Raw genomic sequence first — 18544 nt, forward strand, 5'->3', positions numbered from 1 at the left:
CCATGGCGAAAAAAGCTGACCCGACACGGTCTGCCAACAACAAGGTCGTCGCCACGAATCGTAGAGCGCGGCACAACTATTCGGTGCTCGAGACGTTCGAGGCCGGAGTGCAGTTGGTGGGTACCGAGGTGAAGAGCCTGCGGGACGGGCAGGCATCGCTGGCCGACTCGTTCGCCACGATCGACGACGGTGAGGTGTGGCTGCGCAACCTGCACATCCCGGAGTATCACCACGGCAGCTGGACCAACCACACGCCGCGGCGCAATCGTAAGTTGTTGTTGCACCGCAGCCAGATTGACAATCTGATCGGCCGGATCCGCGACGGCAACCTCACTCTGGTGCCGCTGTCGCTCTACTTCTCCGACGGCAAGGTCAAGGTCGAGTTGGCGCTGGCACGGGGTAAGGAAGCCCGCGACAAGCGGCAGGACATGGCGAAGCGCGACGCGCAGCGGGAGATCACCCGGGAGCTCGGCCGCCGGGCCAAGGGCATGACCTGATCAGCTTCGTCACCGCGCTGATCGCGGCGTTCGGTTACGGCGTAAGCGATTTCGTGGGAGGTATCGCCTCACGCCGGGTCGCCGCGCTGCGCGTGGTGGTGATCTCCTACCCGGTCGCGTTGATCCTGTTGACGGTGATCGCCATACCGGTCGGGGGAGTGGTCTCGACCCCGGCCGTGGTGTGGGGGCTGGCCTCCGGTGTCGCGCAGGCGTTCGGCGTCTGGTGGTTCTACGCCGCTTTGGGCGCGGGTCCGATCTCCGTTGTGTCACCCCTCACTGCGATCTTGGTCGCGGGCATCCCCGTTGGAGTCGGCCTGGCACTCGGTGAGCGTCCGGGTCCGTTGGCCGCCGTCGGTGTCGTTGTGGCGTTGGTGGCGGTGGTGCTCGTCAGCCGGGATGCCACCGATGAGCCGCTTGCGCGAAGAGCGACAGATACCGACGAGGACGACACGCGGCACAGGTTCACCGTGAAGGTCGCGTGGTTGACGGTGGGTTCCGGCGTAGCGTTCGGCATGAATTTCGTCCTGCTCGACCAAGTGCCGGTCGATGCCAAGCTGTGGCCGCTGGTGTTCGGCAGGCTCGCCGCCACAGCGATCGTGCTGCTGGCAGCGGTGCTCACCGCGAACCTGACCATTGAACGGGGTGTGCCGTTGCGGCTTGCGCTCACAGCGGCGGCGCTCGACACCGTCGCCAACGTCGCTACGTTGCTCGCACTGCAGTCCGGCATGCTGTCGTTGGCGGGGGTGCTGATCGCGCTGTATCCGGCCGCGACCGTGGTGTTGGCGATTGTCGTGCTGCGCGAGCGGGTGACCCGCTGGCAGGCGGTCGGCATGGCGTTGGCGTTGGCGGCCGTCGCGATGATCGCGGCGGGGTAACCGATGTATGCAGTTTGCTCAGGTAGGGCATCATTGCATCCAGGTTTCGCGAGATAGCGGGATGAAATGAACCGGGTGTCGGTGACGAACGGCCAGTTGCGCCTCGGACTGTTTGCCGGCGTCCTGGTGCTGCTGTGTGTCAACGCGTTGGCACTGTGGGGCGAGGCCACAGCGCGGCAGGTGCATTTCGCGCTGTTGGTGATAGCCGGCATTGCGGTGGTGGTCACCGGTGTGGCGGTGGCGCGGCGGGTGACCGGCATCGCGCGGGCGTGGCGGCTGCTGGGTGTTGCAACGATCGTGTGCAACCTGGTCGGCGACGTGATCTGGTGGTCGAATGGCGCAACACCGACCGGTACCGCGCCGTGGCCGGCCGTCGCTGCATATTTCCTGTCCGCGTTGTTGGCTCTGGGGGCGCTCGCGCTGCTTGCGTTCGCCGGGGTCGGCCAGACCGCATGGCGCAGCGACCCGGTGCGCACGACGCGCATCGTCACAGTCATCGACGGTCTGGTGGCGGCTCTGGCATTCGCGATTCTGGCGGTAGCGGCGGGAGTCGGTGCTTCGACAGGAGCGTCGTTACCTCGATCCGGCAACACCGTCGCGGTGATCGTGTACGCCGCGATCCAACTGGTGGTTGTCGCGGCGGCGGTCCTGATCGCGACGTGGTACCGGCGCGATCGCCCCTATCGTGCGAACTTTCTTCTGCTGGCGGCAGGCACCGTCATGCTGGTGAGTTCAGACAGGCTGGTCGCTTATCTGCGAACCGTGGGCTTCGAACGCGGCGACCTGTGGGTGGGGATCGGATTCGTTCTCGGGCTCCTGCTGATCGCGTACGGAATGCTGGAGCTGACACCGCCACGGCCGATCGAGGTCAACCGCGACGCCCTGGACTGGCTGCGGCTCCTGTTGCCGTACGTGGGATTTCTCGGCACCGCAACGTTGTTCGCTTTCCACGTCTTGATCGGACAGCGGCTGAACGTCTTTCTCGTCTGCGGGGCCGTCGTGATGGTCGCACTCGTCGCCACCCGGCAGCTCATCGAGACGCGCGCACAGTGGTTGCTGATCAGACGCCTCTACGACGCGCAGCGTCGACTGGCCCACCAGCTGTACCACGACGCGTTGACCGGGCTGCCCAACCGCCTGCTGTTCACCGAGCGGCTCGACGACGCCATGCGCGACGGCCGCTTCATGCTGATCTTCGTCGACCTCGATGACTTCAAAGAGGTGAACGACCGCTTCGGTCACGCGGCCGGCGACGAATTGCTCCGCGCGATAGGGGAGCGCCTCAAACGTTGTGTGCGCGACAACGACACGCTGGCACGGATCGGCGGAGACGAGTTCGCGATCTTGATCGACGGCGAATCCGAACAGCTGGAAGATGCCGCGGAGCGCCTGCGCGTCGCGCTGCGGGATCCCTTCGCGCTGCACGGTTCTGCGGTGCGGGTCAAGGCCAGCATGGGTCTGGTCAGGCCGGGAGCCGACGGCGTGCCCCAAACGTCCGACGATCTGCTGAGGCAGGCCGACATCTCGATGTATGCCGGCAAGCGGCTCGGCAAGGACACCGCCGTGGTCTATCAACCGTCTTCGGGTTCGACCATCGATTTTCCGACGGCACTGCGGAATGCCGACGGCGAGGCCCCGCCCGGCTTCCGGCTCGTCTATCAAGTGGTGGTGCAGTTGCCCGAGGGCAACCCGGTCGCCGTCGAAGCTCTGGCCAGGTGGACCACACCGACCGGAATCGAGATATCACCCGAGACGTTCGTTGCCGCGGCGGAGGCGGCGGGGCTGGCGGCAGACCTCGATGCGCTGGTACTCGACACCGCATGTCGTGACGTTCAGCAGGCAGGCCTGGACCTCGACATCCACGTGAACATCGGCGCGGGCCGGCTGGGTAACCCCACCTTCGAGCAGCAGGTGCGACTCGCGCTGACGCGACATCACCTCCCGCCGAACCGCCTGGTCGTGGAGATCACCGAGACGCTGCCCATCGTCGACCTCGCCCAGGCTGCGGCGCAGATCAAACGACTGAATGCGCTCGGTGTGAAGGTGGCGCTGGACGACTTCGGTGCGGGGTTCAATTCGCTGATGTACATGCACGCCCTGCCGGTGCAGATCGTCAAGCTGGACCGCGGCCTGGCCACCGCCGATCAGGCACGGGACCTGACGCTGTACCGCTCGGTCATCGGACTGTGCGACGAGCTCGGATTGACCGTGATCGTCGAGGGCATCGAGTCTGCCGCGCAGTCCGACGCGGTGTACCGCGCGGGTGGCCGCCTGGCCCAGGGCCATTTGTACGGGTATCCGGTGCCGATATCCGAACTGAGCGTGACGCCGGCGCGCGTCGGGCGGGTCTGAGTTCTGACGACGCGATTTCCGCGAGCGGCCGTGTTTGCCCCGCGACACGCCGCCAACTGCGTGCATTTTGGGGCCGCTCGTCGCGGACCGAGCGTGTTCATCCGCGTGGATGATCCTCTCGCGCACTGAGATTGCGCACGATCTCGCCCGCCCTGCGCAGCACGTCCAACTGTGCCGGGTTGTACAGGTCGACCATTGCGGCACCGATCGCCTCCTCGGCGAATCGTTCTCCTCGCGGTGCATCCGAGCGGAACTCCGCGAGTTCGGGGTGCGCGTCGTTGATCGCCCGGATGTAGGGGGCGAGTCGTTCGGCGAGGTCGCGACGGGTCGCCTCGTCGGCCTCGGCAGGCAGATTGTCTAGTTCGGTCGCCGCGGGGTCATCCGGTGTCTCACGGATCATGTCCGCGTAGGTTCGCCTGCCGCGCGGTCCCAGCACACGGCTCAGCACGACGACGAGTTTGCGATCGGCGTCGGTCATCTTCGCCGCGGTGTCTGGCGCTACGAAGTCGGGGGGCAGATCCGTCGGCGCCGCGTGCTCCAGCAGCTCGCGGAGTTCGTCGCGGGCGCGCTGCAGGCGGTCGATCGTCTCGGTCAGTTCGGCGTCCAGCTCGCGCAGCGCCTGTTCGGGATGATCGTCGGATTCGCCCATCGCGGCGATCTGGGGGAGGGAGAAGCCGAGGTCGGTCAGCCGTTTGATGCGCACCAACCGGACGAGGTGCGCGACGCCATACTGCTTGTAGCCGTTGCTGCGACGTTCCGGCTCGGGCAGCAGGCCTATCTGGTGGTAGTGCCGCACCGCCCGCAGGCTGGTGCCGGCGAGTTCGGCGACTTCCCGGGTGCTCCACGCCACGGGTTCCATCATGGTTGATCAGCGCGAGTTGACTATGCCGTTACGTCCGAGTGTGCGATGGAGACATGGACAAACCCGAGCGCATCTCCGTCGAAGACTTGTTCAAGTCGCCTGTCCGAGCGGGGGCGGCGATCTCCCCGGACGGCACTCGCGTCGCCTACCTCGCGCCGTGGCAGGACCGCCTGAACATCTGGGTGGCATCCCTCGACGGCGACTTCGGCGCGGACGCGCGCCGCGTTACCGCCGACGAGACCCGCAGCATCCTGCACTTCTCGTGGACCGATGACCCGCGTTGGCTGCTGTACCTCCAGGACACCGGCGGCGACGAGAACTGGCACATCTTTCGCGTCGATCTCGACGACCCGGCCGCCCCCGCCGTCGACCTCACCCCGTTCCCCGGGGTCATGTCGGCCTTCGAGCTGTTGCCCGACAAACCGGGCAAGGCGCTCGTCCACTCCAACAAGCGCGGCCCGACGCAGATGGACGCCTACGAGCTCGATATCGCCTCGGGTGAGCTGACGATGCTCGCCGAGAACCCCGGTGACGTGATCGGCTGGCTGGCGAGCCGTCGCGGTGATCTGTTCGCGACGAAGCTGAACCGGGAAGGCGATCTGGAAGTCCTTCAGTGGGACAAGCAGGCCGAATCGCTGCGCTCCATCGCGCATTACGACGGCAAGGACTACACCATGGGCATGTATCCCATGGTGGTCACGCCCGACGGCACCGGGATCTGGATGGGGTCGAACGAGGGCACCGACCGCACCCGGCTCGTGCGGCTCGACGTCGCCGACGGCAAGCAGTACGCCGTCGACAGCCACCCGACGTTCGACGTCGACACCCGGGCCCAGGTGTGGGCCGGCCTACCGGAGCCGCTCATCCAGAGCCGGGCCACCGGCAAGCTGCTCGGCGTCCGCTATCTCGGTGAGCGACAGGTCATTCAGGCACTCGACCCGCATTTCGCCGAGGTGCTCTCGGGTCTGGAGAAATTGTCCGACGGTGACATCGGCGCGCTGTCCTCCGACCTCAAGGGACGCAACTGGGTAGTCAGCTTCAATCACGACCGCGAACCCGGCGTCACCTTCCTCTACGACCACGAAACCGGCGAAAGCCGCGAGCTGTACCGTCCCTATCCGCATCTTGATCCAGCGCAGCTGGCGCCGATGCTCCCGGTGACGATTCCCTCGCGCGACGGGCTCGACTTGCCTTCGTATCTGACGCTGCCGGTCGGGGTGCCGTCGAAGAACCTGCCGCTCGTCCTGGTGGTGCACGGCGGACCGTGGGCGCGCGACGGATGGATGTACGCGCCGGCCGTCCAGTTGCTCGCCAATCGCGGATACGCGGTGCTGCAGGTCAACTTCCGCGGGTCGGCGGGATACGGCAAGGCCTTCCAGAAGGCGGCGATCGGTCAGTTCGCGGGCAAGATGCACGACGATCTGATCGACGGCGTCAACTGGGCCGTCGAACAGGGTTACGCGGACCCGGATCGGGTCGCCATCTTCGGTGGCTCCTACGGCGGCTACGCGACGCTGGTCGGTGTCACGTTCACCCCGGAGGTGTTCGCCGCAGCGATCGACTACGTCGGCATCTCCGATCTGTCCAACTTCATGCGGACGCTGCCCGAGATCGCGCGTCCGCACCTGGCGAACAACTGGCATCTGTTCGTCGGCAACCCCGACGACCCGGAGCAGTTGGCCGACATGCTGGCTCGATCCCCGATCACGAAGGTCGACCAGATCCGCACGCCGCTGCTTGTTGTCCAGGGCGCCAACGACGTTCGTGTCGTGCAGGCCGAATCCGACAACCTGGTCGAGGCGCTGCGTAGTCGCGGGGTGGAGGTCGAGTACATGGTCAAGGAGGACGAGGGCCACGGATTCGTCAACCCGGACAACGTGATCGACATGTTCAACGCCGTCGACCGATTCCTGGCCAGGCACCTCGGCAAGCGGAAAAACGCATGACCGACGCCCACACCCCGACGGTGCTCGAGCGGATGGGCGGTGTGTCGGGACTGGTGTACGCCAGCGTGCCGACAATCGCCTACGTGATCGTGGATGCGATCGCGGGGTTGACAGCGGCCGTCGTGGTGGCCGTCGGCGCCGGCGCAGGACTGATCGTCGTGAGGTTGCTCCGCAAGGAGCCGTTGCAGCCGGCGGTGTCGGGGCTGCTCGGCGTCGTCGTCGCGGCGCTGATCGCGTACTACACGGGGTCCGCCGAAAACTATTTCCTGCCGGGGATTTGGCTCAGCCTGGCCATGACCGCGGTGTTCACCGCGTCCCTCATCGTGCGACGTCCGCTGATAGGAGTGGCGTGGAATCTAATGCGCAGTGCAGGCCCGGATCCGGCGTGGCGGAGTGACAAGACGGTGCTACACGCATTCGACATGGCGACGCTGGCGTTCGCCGCGGTCTTCGCCGCGCGGTTCGTCGTCCAGGATTCGCTGTACGACGCGGGGTCCGCGGGGTGGCTGGCGTTCGCGCGGATCGCGATGGGCTATCCGCTGCTGGCGCTGGCGTTGCTGGTGGTGTACTGGGCGGTGCGCCGCGCCAATCGGCGGCGCGTCGACGATGAGGCCAACGAGCGGATGGTCGGCCAAACAGTGGAGGCGTGAAGCTGATCCAGCACCAGATCGAGGTCGGCCTGCTGCGCGGACTCGCCGAGCTCCAGCGCACCGGGCGAGGCTGGCTGCCGCACCGACTCCCTGCTCGAGCCCGCGCGCAGTGCGACGACCCGCAGTTGCTCGGTGCTGAATCACAGCCGTCCGGAGTGCGTTTCGCGCTCCGGACGGCCGCGAGTGCGATCGAGCTCGACGTCATCCGTACGCGCGTGGTGCTGGTCGGCGTACCGGAACGACCCGACGGCACAGTCGATCTCGTCGTCAATGGCCGCTTGGCCCGGCAGGCGGCGACCAGCGGTGGCGACGTGGTGCGCGTCGACCCGGCCACCGGGGACACCCGGGTGGACCCGGGCCCCGTCGCAACAGTCCGATTCGACCTGCCCGCCGGAGACAACGACGTCGAGATCTGGCTGCCGCACTACGAGCGCATCGAGCTGGTGGCGCTGCGCGCCGACGCCCCGATCGGCGCGCTACCGGAGGAGCGAAGGCGCTGGGTACACCACGGCAGTTCGATCAGCCAGGGGTCGAACGCCTCGAGTCCGACGACGACGTGGCCTGCGCTCGCTGCCGGGTCGGCGGGTGTGGATCTGGTCAACCTGGGATTCTCCGGAAGCGCGCTGCTCGATCCGTTCGTCGCCCGTGCCATCCGGGACCAGCCCGCCGACATCGTGAGCGTCAAGCTGGGCATCAACCTCGTGAACGCGGATCTGATGTCCCAGCGTGCCTTCGGTCCCGCTGTGCACGGTTTCCTGGACACCATCCGCGACGGACATTCCGATACGCCGCTGATCGTTGTCGGCCCCCTGTACTGCCCGATCCACGAAACCACCCCGGGGCCAGGCGCTTTCGACGTCGCCGCGCTGGCCCGCGGCGAGGTCCGCTTCGTCGCGACGGGTGATCCGGCGCAGGCTGATCGGCCAGGCGGGCTGGGGAGGCTGACGCTCACGTACATTCGCGATCAGTTGGCCGCGATCGTCGCGCGCAGGCAGGTCGACGACCCTGCGATCAGCTACCTCGACGGTCTGGCCCTCTACGGTCCGGCAGATGCCGACGCGCATCCGTTGCCCGACAACCTGCATCCCGACGCGGCGACGCATCGACTGATCGGGGAGCGGTTCGCCAGGGCGCTGCTGCTCTAGGTGATACTGGTGGCGATTTAGTTAGATTGCCGAATTGTAGGAGCAGCCCGTTGGCCGAGTCGACGAGCACGCCGGGCACCGCGTATTTCGAGCGTCGTGACGACACCTTCCACCCTCGTGCCTTCGCCAGGGGTGGCTGGGGCGCACTGATCAGCGGACACGTGGTCGGCGGACTGTTGGGCTGGGCGGTCGAGAAATTCGTTGACGATCCGGACTTTTTGCCAGCCCGGCTCACCGTCGACCTGCCGAGACCGGCCGCCATTGAACCCGTGGAGGTGCACACCCGCGAGATTCGCGGCGGAAAGCGGTTACGTCTGGTGGAGGCCGTCGTTCGCCAGGAGGGCAAGATCGTCGGCCAGGCGACGGGTCTTTTCCTGCGTCGTGGCGACCAGCCGAGCGGGACCATCTGGTCACCCCATGTCGAAATGCCGTCATTTCCAGCGGATGCGCAGCCACACGAGAATCCGTTGTTCGTCCGCACCTATGGCTGGGGACTGTCGATTCAAAATCCGGACGAAGACTGGCCGGGCGACGGCGGTCAGAAGTACACATGGCTGCGGTTGACGCAGCCGTTGCTCGACGACACGCCGCTGACACCCTTCACGCGTGCAGCCATGGCGGCGGATGTGACGGCGTCCCTGGTGAATTGGAGTTCAGAGGGTCTGAAGTTCATCAACGCCGACTACACGCTGACGCTGAGCCGGCTCGCGGAGGGTGTGCATATCGGTATGGCGTCGCACAGTCATTCCACACAGGACGGAATCGCGACTGGATCCGCCATCCTTTTCGACGAGGACGGCGAGATCGGCAGCAGCACATCCGTTTCGGTGGCGCAGTCGGGATTTGCCCCGCCTCCGCAGTGACGGGTCAGGGGTTCGGAAGCTGGCCGAGTTGCTGCAAGACGGAGTAGAGGTTGGCTACACCCCAATGGTCGGTGATTCGTCCATCGCGAACTCGCATCGCATCGACCGTTTCGAATTGAATGACCCTGCCGGTCGCGGCGATGCCGAGAAACTCACCGAGATGGGTTCCGTGGTACGTCTTGAACGTGGTGACGATTCCGGCATCGACTGTTTGCCAATGGATCTCGGGTCTGAAATCGGGGAATGCGCCGCGTAACCGCTTGTACAGGACCAATACACCCGCTTTGTCAGGCGTGGTACCGGGTTGGGGAGTGTGATCGACGAAGTCGTCGGCGAACAACTCCTCGAACAGAGCGAAATCGCCTTGACCCTGCACCTGCTCCGTGTTGCGCCTGACCACCGACTTGAGAGCCTCAGCCTCGTCGTGGCCTGACACCTCTGTTCCAGTCATCGTCTTCCTCCCTGTGCTCGGTAACGGCAACCAGAGACGTCCGGCGTGAATTCCGGGCACCCACCGCCAGGTCACAACTGCGGGAGGAAGGCGAAGCGTTCGCGTAGCTCGTCCGCATCGAGTCCGAAGTCGTCCGGCTCGTAGCGGCTATTGAGTGGACGCGAGTTGGGCAGGTGCGGCGGGAGCGGGGCGGGCCGCGATGCGGTCGGCCTCAGGACGCTGCTTGCGCGCATCCCGCGCGATGCGGCGGGCGAGAACGCGCGCCTGACGATTGGTGATCGCGCGGTTCTTCGCGGCCAGCAGGTCGAGTTGTTGCCAGCTGAGCCCGTCGAGGTCGCCGTCTGAGTCATGGGTGGCGATGACCACGCAGCCACGCAGCAGCGGAACGGTTCTGGCGGAGAAGTTCGTCGTCGCCATCAGTAGTTCGGTGGCGATGGTGTTGGTTTGGCGTTGGCACTTGCGCGGGGACGCGGAGAACCAGAAATCGAACTGTCGATCCGCACTGCTCAAGCAGTGCAAACCCTGAGTCTGAACGAGCTGGTCGATATCGGCCTTGGTATAGGCGCGGGTTTCATATACGAGGCCATTGGGGCTGCAGTACAGGACAGTGTGCATTCGGATAATCCATTCCACTCTTTCTTTGTTATGGAGTGTGGCGAGCCACGCCTCCCTTGTTACTCCTGTTACCCGTGTGACAACTGAGACAAACCTTAATAACGAATACTAAACGATCGTTTGGCTGGCAACGGCCCAGAACCCTCCCGGCGGCACTATCGGGGGCCGGTGAAACTCGACGGGTGTCGAGTTCCTATCGTGACTGGTTATGAGCAACGACGCTGATGCCGAAAAGGTCGCCGATCTGGCACGGGGTGTGGTCACCGACCACGATCCCAAAACGGCTCCGGTCCAGGAGTATCTGGGCGCCTGCTACGACGCCGGCTTGTCGTGGGTTCACTTTCCCGAAGGCCTCGGCGGGCTCGGGGTGTCCCGCGGTCTGCAGGCCGTCGCCGACCGCATCCTGCAGGGCGCCGGCGGACCGGTGCCGCTCGGGCTCAACCCGATGGGCTACGGCATGGCCGCGCCGACGATCCGCGAGCACGCGCAGACCGAGGAGGTGAAGCGTCAATGGCTGCGTCCGCTGGCCACCACCGAGGACCTGTGGTGTCAGCTGTTCTCCGAGCCCGGCGCCGGATCTGACCTGGCGGGTCTGGCCACGTCCGCTGTGCCCGACGGCGAGGAATGGGTGATCAACGGCCAGAAGGTGTGGACGAGCCTGGCCCATCGCGCCCGCTGGGGTCTGCTGCTGGCCCGCACCAACCCCGATGTGCCCAAGCACAAGGGGTTGACCTACTTCGTCATCGACATGCACGGCGCGGGTGTTGAGACGCGTCCGCTGCGTCAGATCACGGGGCAGGCCGAGTTCAACGAGGTCTACTTCACCGACGCGCGCATCCCGGACAAGCATCGCCTCGGCGAGGTGGGCAACGGCTGGAACGTCGCGATGACGACGCTGATGAACGAGCGCACCGCGTTGGGCGGCAGCGGCAGCCGGCGCGGCGCGGGCACCATCTCCGACGCCACCGCGCTGTGGGCGTCGCGCCCCGAGCGTCACACACCGGTGTTGCGGGATCGGCTCACGCAGCTGTGGTTGCGCTCGGAGGCGCAGCGGCTCACCTCGGAGCGCTCGCGCGCCGCCGCCACGGTCGGCGGTCCGGGTCCGGAGGGGTCGATCGGCAAACTGGTCGGCGCCGAGCTGAACCAGCACATCTACGAGTGGTGCATGGATTTCCTTGGGCCAGAAGGACTTCTGTATCGCGGCTACCACGGGGGCACGCCCACTGGCGAACGGGACTGGCAGGGGCCGATCCAGCAGAAGTATCTGCGCGCCCGTGCGAACACCATCGAGGGCGGCACGTCGGAGGTCATGCGCAACATCCTCGGCGAGCGCATTCTCGGACTGCCCGGCGACATGCGTGCCGACGCCGGCATGCCCTGGAAGGAGATTCCGCGTGGTTGAGAAGCTTGCGGATCAGCCCGACGTCCAACGCGAGTACAAGTTCACCGACGAGCAGAATCAGCTGCGCGATGCGGTGCGCAAGTTCAGCGGCGACCACTTCGCCGAGGACAAGATCCGAACGCTGATGGAGTCCGACCCGCCGTTCGACCCGAAGGTGTGGGCGCGGCTCGGCGGCGAGCTTGGGGTCCTCGGCCTGTCGGTTCCCGAAGCCGACGGGGGAGTCGGCGGCACGCTCGTCGATCAGGCGGTGGCTATCGAGGAGCTCGGCGCGCGACTGGCGTGCGGCCCGTTCTTCGGCACTGTCTACCTCGCGATCCCGGCATTGGTCGCGGCGGAGTCCGGAGCCGCGCGCGACGAGCTGCTCGGCGACCTCGTCGAGGGACGCCGTACCGCCGCGGTCGCGGTCGTGGATCGTGTGGGCGTCTTCGACCCTGAGGCAGTTTCGGTGACCGCAGCGGGCGACGCGGTGTCGGGCACGGTCAATCAGGTCGTCGACGGCGGTTTCGCCGACGCGCTATTGGTGGCCGCGCGCGGACCCGACGGGGTCGCGCTGTACGCCGTCGACGCCACGGCAGACGGAGTGGACCGCACCCCGCTGGCGACACTCGACCTCACGCGCTCGGCGGCCAACGTCACCTTCGCCAACGCACCGGCCACGCTGATCGCCGGGCCCGACGCGGCTCAGCGAGTCCTCGACCACGCACTGCAGGTCGGCGCGGCGCTGCTGGCGATCGAACAGGTCGGCGCCGCGCAGCATCTGCTCGACCTGTCGGTCGAGTACGCGAAAACGCGCCTGCAGTTCGGTCGGCCGATCGGGTCGTTCCAGGGCGTGAAGCACCGCCTCGCGAATTTGCTCGTCGACGTCGAGCACGCCAGATCGACGGCCTACCACGCGATCTGGGCGCTGAGCGACGGATCTGACGACGCGGAATTGTCGACGAGCATCGCGCAAGCGGTCTGCTCGGCGGCCCTCAGTCACGTCGCCACCGACACCATCCAGGTGCACGGCGGCATCGGGTTCACCTGGGAGCATCAGGCGCACCTCTACTACAAGCGCGCCACCACAAATGCGGTGCTGCTGGGTAGCGCCGAGGAGCATCGGGACCGGGTCGCGTCGATCGTGCTCGACGGCTCGACCGCGGACAAGGTGCCGTGGGTGGCCGATGGCACCGCCGTCTGACGGCGCCGAGCATTTCGCGGACGCTCGTGGGCCACGAGGGCTAGCGTCGGCTCCGTGAGCAGCCCCTCGCGCCCCGTGACCGTGCTCGACAAGCCGGCCGTCCTCGCCGGCCTCTTCGAGGTGTGGAGGGACCTCGACGCGCTGGTCGCCGACCTCGACGACAGCCAGTGGCAGACGGTGACGCCGCTACCCGGTTGGAATGTGCACGACGTGATCGCCCACGTCATCGGTGTCGAGTCGATGCTGCAGGGCGCCGACACCCCGGTGGTCGACATCGACGTCTCGACGCTCGATCATGTGCGCAACGACATCGGCGTAATGAACGAGCGTTGGGTGTGCTCGCTGCGCGACCTCAGTGGGGCGGAATTGCTCGAGACGTTCCGTTCGACGACGGCGCAGCGGCGTCAGGCGTTGTCGGATCTGTCGAATACCCAGTGGAACGAGGTCGGTTTCACCCCGGCCGGGCCGGACAGTTACGGGCGGTTCATGCGGGTGCGCACGTTCGACTGCTGGATGCACGAACACGACATCCGCGACGCCATCGGCGCGCCTGCGAGTACGGGGGAGCTTGTCGGGCCCGCGGGCGACCTCGCGCTGGATGAGATGGCGACCAGCATGGGCTTCGTGGTCGGCAAGCTGGCCGGCGCCCCCGACGGGTCGCGGGTCTCGTTGGAGCTGACGGGACCGCTGGGCCGCACGATCAATTTGGCGGTCGACGGCAGGGCCAAGGTGGTCGATGACTTCGGTGACGACGATCCGACGACGACGATCCAGCTCGACGGCCTGCTGTTCACCCGCCTGGCCGGCGGGCGAGTGCCGCTGGCCGAGCACGCGGATGCGATCGAGTACGGCGGTGACGAGGCCGTGGGCAGGCGTGTCGTCGAGCACTTGAACTACGTGATCTAGCTGGGACTATTTATTCGCTGGCGGGTGTTGTGCTCAAAGGTAGAATGAAATGTCCTGCTGAAAGTCGGCAGGGGTGCGAGGGGCTGAACGGTTTCGACTTCGCGCATCGAATCAAGGGAAGCGTGCCGGTGCAGGCAAGAGACCACCGTAAGCGTCGTTGCAACCAATTAAGCGCCGATTCCAATCAGCGCGACTTCGCACTCGCTGCTTAAGCGACTGTGAGTCTGTCAGACCGGGAGCGCCCTCGGCCCGGACCCTGGCATCAGCTAGAGGGACCCACCCACGGGTTCGGTCGCGGAATCCGTGGGGACATCAAACAGCGACTGGGATCGTCATCCTGACTTGTTCGCGTGATCAGGAGATCCGAGTAGAGGCATAGCGAACTGCGCACGGAGAAGCCTCGAGGGAATGCCGTAGGACCCGGGTTCGATTCCCGGCAGCTCCACCGAAGTAACAGCAGGTCAGGGACAAAATCCCTGGCCTGTTTTCTGTTCCCCATCAACATTTCATCAACATGTTGCGGTTACGCCGGCGGCATCGCGTCTCTAAGGCCCGGCACACGCAAGGACGGCAGCACATATGTGCAGGTGCTTTATCGGTCGGAGGGTTACCCTACCTCCACCGAGGGCGGTATGTCGTCGGCGTCTTCGCTGATCAACCGGCTTTTTGCGTGAAAGCTCGTACTGATTCCCGCGCTTCCTGCCCACGTCGTGCCCACATTTTTCTGCGCGTATGCGTCGTCCAAGTTCGACGCCACATCGTCGAGATCGGAATCGAACAAGTCGGCATATACATCGAGTGTCACTTTTGCGCTGCGGTGCCCAAGCATGCGCTGTAGCGCGAGCACGTTGGCTCCGGCCGATACCGCCAACGAAGCACAGGTGTGTCGCAAATCGTGCGGAGTGATCGACGGCAACCCGGCTCGTCGCAACGCCGCGGCGAACCACCCAGTAGAGGAGCGCGGACGGGGGAGGTAGCCGCAATTAGGGCCCGGGAAGATCAGGGCGTCGCGTGCCTTGCCCACGCAAAGGCGTGAGAGCTCGTCGAGAACGAATTGCGGAATTGGCACCGTTCGCGAACGGCGTTCCTTTGTGGGCCCAATCTGATGGCCCCCTCCTAGTTGCACCGCATTGGTCGAGACCAGGATTCGGTGCCGAAGGAATTCCACGTCGCCGACCCGTAGTGCAATGGCCTCCCCCCATCGCAGACCACAAAACGCCAACAGCAGCACCAACACTCGGTGCTCTCCCGCCTCGACAGCCAAGGCGTGAACCTCAGACGCAGTCAGGTAGCGGTGTCGGCGCGCGACCCGGCGCGGCAGGTTCTCCACACCGCGAGCTGGATTGACGGCCAGCCGGTGGGACTTCACCGCATCGCTCAAAATTCCTGACAGCACGGCGTGCGCGCGACGCACTGTGGTCGTCCCATGTCCTCGACGTGCCATCGCGGTGACCCAGCCCTCGACCTCGATCGTGGTGATCTCGACGATGGACCGCGTCGCCCAGACCGGGTGAACATGGGTCCGCCAGGCTGACTCCAGCGTGCGGTAGTGAGACGAGGCCGCGGAGTGCTTCTTTTTTTCCAGCCACGCTGCCGCAAGTTCGTCCACAGTCACACGTCCGGCTGCCGGGGATACGAACGTGCCCATCGCTTTTCGTACTTCGATAGTTGCGGCGAATGCCCGGGCGTCTCGCTTAGTCGCAAACCCGCGCTTATCGGTCTGCCGTCGGTCCGGTGTCCGGTAACGCACGCGCCACCTTCGGCCGGCCTTGGTCTCGTACGCTGTCACCGACGCCATTGACTCGCCTCCAACGTCCCGCCTCCGCAACACAAGTGAAACGCTCGCGCCCACCCAGCTGTTCCAAGAGGCGCAAGGGCGCGAATATAGCCGAACAAATTGGCGCACAAGGACTTAATGGCTCCTCGAATGCTCGTGGTTTGACCAGTCGTTGTCGATTGACCCAGGTAATATCCACTGCTATTTTACAGAACAAAGCTCTGTTTAGCAGAAACAGCCCGTCAGATATTTGAACCAGGATTCCCGTGATCAAGATCCATGCAGACCAGGAACGGCGCGAGGGATACTTTGTCGCTGCGCCGGATGTGTTTGATTTGGACGATGATGGCATCGTCATGTTGCTACGCGATGAGATCGAGAGCTCCGAGCGTGAGCATGTCGATGAGTCCGCGCGCAGCTATCCGGTCGCAGCGCTTCGCACTCGAGCAGATGTCCGCGGCCGACCACTAGCACGTCTCGAAAACACCGCGCAGACAGAGAAGCTGATGAAATATGCGACCTGCGCGCGGCAGGGCATGAGTGGCAATGAAGACAGGGCCCTGTTCGCAGATGCGGTTGTCCTCGGTAACGGACGCCACGCATCTAGCTCGGCGCACCTCACTGATGCCGACCCCTCCCGTCGTTCGCCTTTGATCCGCTGCCGTGGCTGACCGGGACCCGTTCGACGTGGCCGGCACCGTCATCGTGGTAACCGGCGGCGCTAGTGGCATAGGCGATGAAGTGGTTGCAGATCTCGTGGACGCTGGCGCCAACGTGGTGGTTGCCGACCTCGCGCCACCGCCCTGGCGGCCGACGGTGATCTATCACCGTCTCGACGTCACCGACGAAGACGGCCTGGCTGGACTCGTCAAAGACACCGTGGAGCGCTTCGGCCAGATAGACGGCTTGGTCAATTGCGCTGCGATGTATAGGGCGCTTGGGGCCAAGAAGACCTTGGAAGAGTTGACCATCCAAGAATGGGACGACGTTCTACGCATCAATGTGCGGGGTACGTGGCAAGCGATGAAAGCCATTTTGCCGGCGGTGCCAGCGCGGGGCGGTCGCATTGTGAACGTGTCCTCGACGACTGCGCGGACGGGAACACTCGGTTTTCCGCACTACGTCGCCTCCAAGGCTGCGGTCGAGGGCCTCACCCGCGCTGCAGCCCGAGAGCTGGGCGCGCGCGGAATCACCGTCAACGCAGTCGCCCCAGGGCTCGTGGACGACGAGGCCACAAACGAACTCAACGATCCCATCTACGTCGCGCAGGCGGTCAACCGTCGGTCGATCAAGCGGACGCTTTCACCCGGGGATGTCGCGTCCGTGGTGCGATTTCTGTGCAGCGGCGGCAGCGGGTTCATCACCGGTCAAGTCCTGATCGTCGATGGCGGGGGGGTATTTGTTTAAGCTCCGCCGTACCGTGAGCTCTTGACTAAGTGAGTCGCCGGCGATGATCCCTCCACGGCGCAAGTCTGCGCTCACCCACACCGCCGACGGCAAATTCAGGTTCGGGCGTCTTTGGCGGCCCGTCGCGGGACGACCCGCGCACCATCGGCGTGAGGCTCGACCAACGTCCATGATTTCGAGCCGAGCTTGGCGTCTGGTTGCTCCCGAATGCCTAATGGTATTACAATTAGGACAGTGTGATCGGGGCGTCACCGCCGGATGGTGGGAGAGAACTAGCTGAGGTAACGGTGCTACGCGCAGAGATCAACGAGCTTTTGACGAGGACCGGGCCGGGGACGCCGATGGGTGAGTTGTTCCGCCAGTACTGGATTCCAGCCTTGCTCGCCGAGGAGCTGCCGGAGGATGATTGCCCACCGGTACGCGTGAAGCTGCTGAACGAGCGAATGATCGCTTTTCGTGACAGTCACGGCAACTTCGGCCTGATCGACGAGTTCTGCGCGCACCGTGGCGCCTCACTGTGGTTTGGCCGCAACGAAGAGGGCGGTCTTCGATGTCCCTACCATGGCTGGAAGTACGACGTCACGGGACAAGCCGTCGAGGTGCCGTCCGAACCTGTGGGGTCCACCTTTTGTGCGCACGTCAAACTGACGTCCTACCCGCTGGTCAAGATCGGGGACGTGCTGTGGACCTACATGGGCGACCCCGCGAAGCAGCCGCCGTTACCGGAATTCGAATTTGCTCTCGTGCCGGCCGATCAGACCTTCACGTCCAAACGATGGCAGGAGTGCAATTGGCTGCAAGCCTTCGAGGGTGGCATCGATTCCAGTCATGTGTCGTTCCTGCATTCCGGGGGCCTGAAGTCGGACCCGCTGTTCAAAGGCAGCAAGGCTAACGAGTACAACATGGCGGACCTCAAGCCGTTCTTCGAGGTCGCGGAGTCCGAGGGTGGTTTGTTCGTTGGTGCCCGCCGCACCGCTGACGCCGACAACTACTACTGGCGCATCACGCCGTGGGTGATGCCGTGCTTCACGATGGTGCCGCCACGAGGGGATCATCCTGTCCACGGCCACTTTTGGATTCCCATCGACGATGAGAACTGTTGGGCGTACTCGTTTGACTATCACCCCGTGAGACCGTTGACTTCGCAGGAAGTTCAGGCGATGAAGGTCGGGCACGGGGTGCACAGTGCCAACATCCCTGGCACGTACCGACCGCAGGCGAATAAGGACAACGACTATCTGATGGATCGTGCGGCGCAGAAGCGTGGAGACACGTACTCGGGCGTGCGGGGTATCGCGATCCAAGACTCGTCGCTGCAGGAGAGTATGGGGCCGATCGTCGATCGGACCAAGGAGCGGTTGGTGTCTGCCGACAGTGGCATCATCAAAGCGCGGCAGAAGTTGAAGCGGGCGGCTGAAGCGTTGCGCGACAAGGGTATGACTCCACCAGGTGTCGACCCAGAGCATCATCGTGTTCGGTCTGCCGCCGTCGTCCTCCCGCGTGACGCATCGTTCAGCGAGTCGTGCCGAGAAGATCTCAGGGTGCGCGAAGGCGTGCGGCAGACATCGGTATGACCAGTCCGCTCCAGCCAATTCTCGGTCGTAGTTGTGCGCGGC

General features: G+C 65.1%; 17 protein-coding genes and 1 other RNA gene. 14 read left to right on the forward strand and 4 right to left on the reverse strand.

All coding sequences use genetic code 11. From position 1 onward, the window contains the following. The first annotated feature begins 2 nt into the window (after positions 1-2). From smpB to M1248_RS25180, 3 genes are all read left to right on the forward strand, one after another. Positions 3-497, forward strand: a complete 495-nt coding sequence (gene smpB, locus M1248_RS25170; protein ID WP_163686646.1) for an SsrA-binding protein SmpB — start codon at positions 3-5, stop codon at positions 495-497. A 53-nt stretch (positions 498-550) separates the two neighbouring features. After that, positions 551-1372 (forward strand): EamA family transporter, encoded by an 822-nt coding sequence (locus tag M1248_RS25175; RefSeq protein WP_174262195.1) that lies wholly within the window; start codon positions 551-553, stop codon positions 1370-1372. Positions 1373-1438: 66 nt separating this feature from the next. Further along, positions 1439-3724 carry a putative bifunctional diguanylate cyclase/phosphodiesterase gene (locus tag M1248_RS25180; RefSeq protein ID WP_317150062.1) on the forward strand — a complete coding sequence of 762 codons (2286 nt, stop codon included), beginning with the start codon at positions 1439-1441 and terminating at the stop codon, positions 3722-3724. Between the two features lie 97 nt (positions 3725-3821). On the opposite strand, the gene M1248_RS25185 is transcribed toward M1248_RS25180, so the two are convergent. Then, on the reverse strand, positions 3822-4583 hold the full coding sequence (locus tag M1248_RS25185; protein ID WP_232076751.1) for a MerR family transcriptional regulator: 762 nt from the start codon (positions 4581-4583) through the stop codon (positions 3822-3824). A gap of 56 nt (positions 4584-4639) precedes the next feature. On the opposite strand from M1248_RS25185, the gene M1248_RS25190 reads away from it, so the two are divergent. Genes M1248_RS25190 through M1248_RS25205 form a run of 4 tightly spaced genes read left to right on the forward strand, consistent with a single transcriptional unit; the run spans position 4640 to position 9190 of the window. After that, a complete protein-coding gene (locus M1248_RS25190) occupies positions 4640-6532 on the forward strand; it encodes a S9 family peptidase (RefSeq protein WP_317150063.1) in 1893 nt (630 codons plus the stop codon). Continuing rightward, positions 6529-7182, forward strand: a complete 654-nt coding sequence (locus M1248_RS25195; RefSeq protein WP_163736651.1) for a DUF3159 domain-containing protein — start codon at positions 6529-6531, stop codon at positions 7180-7182. Before M1248_RS25190 ends, M1248_RS25195 begins: the two co-directional genes overlap by 4 nt. Further along, positions 7179-8327 carry an SGNH/GDSL hydrolase family protein gene (locus M1248_RS25200; protein WP_163736654.1) on the forward strand — a complete coding sequence of 383 codons (1149 nt, stop codon included), beginning with the start codon at positions 7179-7181 and terminating at the stop codon, positions 8325-8327. Before M1248_RS25195 ends, M1248_RS25200 begins: the two co-directional genes overlap by 4 nt. 50 nt (positions 8328-8377) lie before the next feature. Further along, complete coding sequence (locus M1248_RS25205; protein WP_317150064.1) at positions 8378-9190, forward strand: thioesterase family protein; 813 nt, start codon at positions 8378-8380, stop codon at positions 9188-9190. 4 nt (positions 9191-9194) lie between these two features. On the opposite strand, the gene M1248_RS25210 is transcribed toward M1248_RS25205, so the two are convergent. Further along, entirely contained in the window at positions 9195-9641 is a 447-nt protein-coding gene (locus tag M1248_RS25210) for an ester cyclase (protein ID WP_197905570.1), read from the reverse strand. A 147-nt stretch (positions 9642-9788) separates the two neighbouring features. Next, positions 9789-10256: a hypothetical protein gene (locus M1248_RS25215; protein ID WP_317150065.1), complete on the reverse strand. Its 468-nt coding sequence runs from the start codon at positions 10254-10256 to the stop codon at positions 9789-9791. Positions 10257-10464: 208 nt separating this feature from the next. On the opposite strand from M1248_RS25215, the gene M1248_RS25220 reads away from it, so the two are divergent. From M1248_RS25220 to ssrA, 4 genes are all read left to right on the forward strand, one after another. After that, positions 10465-11658 carry an acyl-CoA dehydrogenase family protein gene (locus M1248_RS25220; protein ID WP_163736660.1) on the forward strand — a complete coding sequence of 398 codons (1194 nt, stop codon included), beginning with the start codon at positions 10465-10467 and terminating at the stop codon, positions 11656-11658. After that, positions 11651-12838: an acyl-CoA dehydrogenase family protein gene (locus tag M1248_RS25225; protein WP_163736663.1), complete on the forward strand. Its 1188-nt coding sequence runs from the start codon at positions 11651-11653 to the stop codon at positions 12836-12838. The genes M1248_RS25220 and M1248_RS25225 overlap by 8 nt, the downstream gene beginning before the upstream one ends. 54 nt (positions 12839-12892) lie before the next feature. Further along, the gene (locus tag M1248_RS25230; RefSeq protein WP_317150066.1) at positions 12893-13744 is read left to right on the forward strand and encodes a maleylpyruvate isomerase family mycothiol-dependent enzyme; all 852 of its coding nucleotides are present in this window, start codon (positions 12893-12895) and stop codon (positions 13742-13744) included. Positions 13745-13823: 79 nt separating this feature from the next. Next, positions 13824-14192: a transfer-messenger RNA gene (ssrA, locus tag M1248_RS25235) on the forward strand. 159 nt (positions 14193-14351) lie between these two features. Here the strand turns inward: ssrA and M1248_RS25240 are convergent. Next, positions 14352-15542, reverse strand: a complete 1191-nt coding sequence (locus tag M1248_RS25240; RefSeq protein ID WP_317150067.1) for a site-specific integrase — start codon at positions 15540-15542, stop codon at positions 14352-14354. Positions 15543-15787: 245 nt separating this feature from the next. On the opposite strand from M1248_RS25240, the gene M1248_RS25245 reads away from it, so the two are divergent. The 3 genes from M1248_RS25245 to M1248_RS25255 all read left to right on the forward strand — a co-directional run bounded on the left by M1248_RS25245 (position 15788) and on the right by M1248_RS25255 (position 18502). Then, on the forward strand, positions 15788-16192 hold the full coding sequence (locus M1248_RS25245; protein WP_317150068.1) for a ferredoxin: 405 nt from the start codon (positions 15788-15790) through the stop codon (positions 16190-16192). Between the two features lie 16 nt (positions 16193-16208). Continuing rightward, positions 16209-16928: an SDR family NAD(P)-dependent oxidoreductase gene (locus M1248_RS25250; protein ID WP_317150069.1), complete on the forward strand. Its 720-nt coding sequence runs from the start codon at positions 16209-16211 to the stop codon at positions 16926-16928. A 287-nt stretch (positions 16929-17215) separates the two neighbouring features. Beyond that, positions 17216-18502 carry a Rieske 2Fe-2S domain-containing protein gene (locus M1248_RS25255; protein WP_163736669.1) on the forward strand — a complete coding sequence of 429 codons (1287 nt, stop codon included), beginning with the start codon at positions 17216-17218 and terminating at the stop codon, positions 18500-18502. The last annotated feature ends 42 nt before the right edge of the window (positions 18503-18544 follow it).

The organism is Mycobacterium sp. 29Ha (assembly GCF_032883055.1).
Lineage (GTDB): Bacteria > Actinomycetota > Actinomycetes > Mycobacteriales > Mycobacteriaceae > Mycobacterium > Mycobacterium gallinarum.